This window comes from Pseudoalteromonas sp. MB41 (assembly GCF_020966275.1).
Classification (GTDB): Bacteria; Pseudomonadota; Gammaproteobacteria; order Enterobacterales; family Alteromonadaceae; genus Pseudoalteromonas; species Pseudoalteromonas lipolytica.
The window spans coordinates 1-2,699 of sequence record NZ_JAJJZF010000053.1 but is presented as its reverse complement, the minus strand read 5'-3'; the positions used below and the strand labels follow the sequence as shown (position 1 = coordinate 2,699).

The following is a 2,699-nucleotide window of genomic DNA, read 5'->3' as shown; positions in this document are numbered from 1 at the left end:
CCATTCAGATAGAGGGTTACAGTATTGCTCACGGGTATATCAAGTAAAGCTTAATGAAAATGGCATTACTCCATCGATGACCGATGGCTATGATTGCTATCAAAATGCATTGGCGGAGCGCATTAATGGCATATTGAAGCAAGAATTCTTACTCTATAAATGCCAAAACCTGAAAGAGCTACGTGAACTCGTCGAAGAATCAATAGTAATATACAATGAAATGAGGCCGCATTTGAGTTTAGGCATGGAAACCCCAAACCAAGTGCATAAAAAAGACCAAGAGCAAAAGCTACTGGCCTTCAATTAAAACCGTCAACGTATTTTAGGACGAGACAAAAGAGACTTAAACCATAATCGCATCTTTTAGATACTGGAATAACTCTTTGTAACTCTTTGCCGGTTTTTCGGCTTTAACTTCCTTGGTTGCATTACGCACTAGTTGACGCATTTTTTGACGCTCAAGCGATGGATACTGCTCAATAGTCGGGTTGATTAAGTCATCACCTTGCTTGATCAAGTCATCACGAAGCTTTTCTATTTTATTCATTAATACGTCAGCTTGGTTATTCTTGTTCAGCATGATGTCAATCATGGCTTGAATTTCATCAACGTTTTCAGTGGTACGTAGTACTTTTGCAATATAGTTTAAGTTACGACGGTAAGCATCGCTTTTATCGCTAACTTTATCTGCAACGACGAGGGCTTCTTTAAGCTCGTCGTTTAATGGTAAGCGGTCGCGTTGCTTTTTAGCCATCCCTGCGATTTCAGCGCCAAGATCGTGATATTGCATTGCCTCACGCTTTAATTCGCTTTTTGATACGTAAATAATTTCTTCTTCAATTGCAGGCTTTTTCTTCTTCGCCATAAGGATGCTCATCCGGTAAACTTAACTATTCACTATTATACGTCATTTAGTTAATGATTAATATTAGCTGATGCACGTCTCGCAGTGTGTTAGCATTCGCTACACTATAAAAAATATCATAGCCTAGGACACCGAAGATGAAAGATCCTATTTATCAACATATTTCACAAGTGAAAGATGCCGTAAGCGAAGTTCTTGAGCATGCTAAAAAGCTTGGAGCAACCGCTGCAGAAGCTGCAATGTCGAGCACGTCAGGTTTGTCTGTTAGCACGCGAATGGGAGAAGTTGAAACAATAGAGTTTAACCAAGATGGTGGCTTAGATATCAGTGTGTATGTGGGTAATAATAAAGGCTCGGCATCAACCGCCGACTTAAACCCAAAAACGTTACGTACTGTGGTCGAAAAAGCAATTGATATTGCTAAGTTTACATCTGACGATCCATTCAACGGTATTGCCGATAAAGAACTACTTGAATTTGCACCACAAGATTTAGATTTATATCACCCGTGGGATGTCAGCCCAGAGCAAGGTATTGAGTTGTGTCATCAAGCAGAGCAGGCCGCATTGAATGCTGATGAGCGCATTGTAAATTCTGATGGTGCGAGCTTTTCGTCTCACCAAGGGCTTCGCGTATATGGTAACAGCCATGGCATGATTGCTGGTTACCCGCGTACTCGCCACAGTATAAGCACCATGGTGATTGGCAAAGAAGGTGAGCAAATGCAGCGTGACTCTGCATACACTGTTGCTCGCCATAAAGACGATTTAAACGATGCTGCAAAAGTGGGTCTTGAAGCGGCTACAGAAACACTCGCTAAACTCAATAGTCAAAAACTCGGTACCATGAAAGTGCCTGTTATTTTTAGAGCAGATATTGCCAACTCGTTATTTGGCCATTTAGTGTCGGCGATTGGCGGTGGTGCACTTTATCGTAAATCGAGCTTTTTACTCGATAGTTTAGGCACCAAAGTGTTCAGCGATTGTGTGAATATTTCTGAGCGTCCGCATTTATTAAAAGGCCTTGCTTCATCACCGTTTGATGCGGAAGGCTTAAAAACAGTCGACCGTGAAATTATTCAAGGCGGTGAGCTGCAAACTTACCTATTAGCAAGCTATGCGGCTCGTAAATTATCAATGGCACCAACCGGTCATGCGGGCGGGATCCACAACTGGTTAGTTGAGCAAACGCACGCTGATTTAAAAGCGCTGTTAAACACCATGGGCACCGGCTTATTAGTCACAGAACTCATGGGGCAGGGGGTCAACACGGTAACAGGTGATTACTCGCGTGGCGCAGCGGGCTTTTGGGTAGAAAACGGCGAGATTCAATACCCTGTCAGCGAGATAACAATCGCAGGCAACCTTAAAGATATGTTTAAAGCGGTTGTCGGACTGGGTGGTGATATTGAGCGTCGTGGCGGGATTCAAACGGGCTCAGTGCTAATTGAACAAATGCAGATAGCAGGAAGCTAACACGCAACGGAGCAGCATAAAGCCTCACTTAATAAAGTGGGGCTTTTTTATTAAAAAATGTGTCTCGTCCTGAAATGTGTTTACACATTTAGGACTTATTATGACCAAGTCAAATAATACACCGATCAAACGAACACAACGAGATTATTCATTAGGCTTTAAATTACAAGTTGTCGACGCTGTAGAAAAAGGCGATATGACTTATAAACAAGCCCAAAAAATTTATGGCATACAAGGTCGCTCAACTGTGCTTACTTGGTTGAGAAAACACGGTAAGATGGATTGGACTCAATCACCTAAGATGACTATGCCTAAATCACCTAAAGCCAAAGAAAGCCCCGCACAAAAAATCAAGCGTC

General features: G+C 42.3%; 4 protein-coding genes. 3 read left to right on the top strand and 1 reads right to left on the bottom strand.

What is annotated here, in order from left to right; genetic code table 11:
- A partial coding sequence (locus LPA49_RS22045) for an integrase core domain-containing protein (protein ID WP_230237768.1) occupies positions 1-307 on the top strand: 307 nt, incomplete at its 5' end.
- A 36-nt stretch (positions 308-343) separates the two neighbouring features.
- Here the strand turns inward: LPA49_RS22045 and yjgA are convergent.
- A complete protein-coding gene (gene yjgA / locus LPA49_RS22040) occupies positions 344-865 on the bottom strand; it encodes a ribosome biogenesis factor YjgA (RefSeq protein ID WP_036973236.1) in 522 nt (173 codons plus the stop codon).
- Between the two features lie 137 nt (positions 866-1,002).
- On the opposite strand from yjgA, the gene pmbA reads away from it, so the two are divergent.
- Together pmbA and LPA49_RS22030 are read left to right on the top strand one after the other, a co-directional pair.
- Positions 1,003-2,340, top strand: coding sequence for a metalloprotease PmbA (gene pmbA / locus LPA49_RS22035; protein ID WP_230237767.1), 1,338 nt, complete (start codon positions 1,003-1,005; stop codon positions 2,338-2,340).
- A 100-nt stretch (positions 2,341-2,440) separates the two neighbouring features.
- Positions 2,441-2,699: helix-turn-helix domain-containing protein (locus tag LPA49_RS22030; RefSeq protein WP_326847808.1), on the top strand; the 259-nt coding region annotated here is incomplete at its 3' end.

What these genes read in the sequence shown, in the direction of transcription:
- yjgA (WP_036973236.1), bottom strand. Translation starts at nt 865, where the DNA reads ATGGCGAAGAAGAAAAAGCCTGCAATTGAAGAAGAAATTATTTACGTA.
- pmbA (WP_230237767.1), top strand. Translation starts at nt 1,003, where the DNA reads ATGAAAGATCCTATTTATCAACATATTTCACAAGTGAAAGATGCCGTA.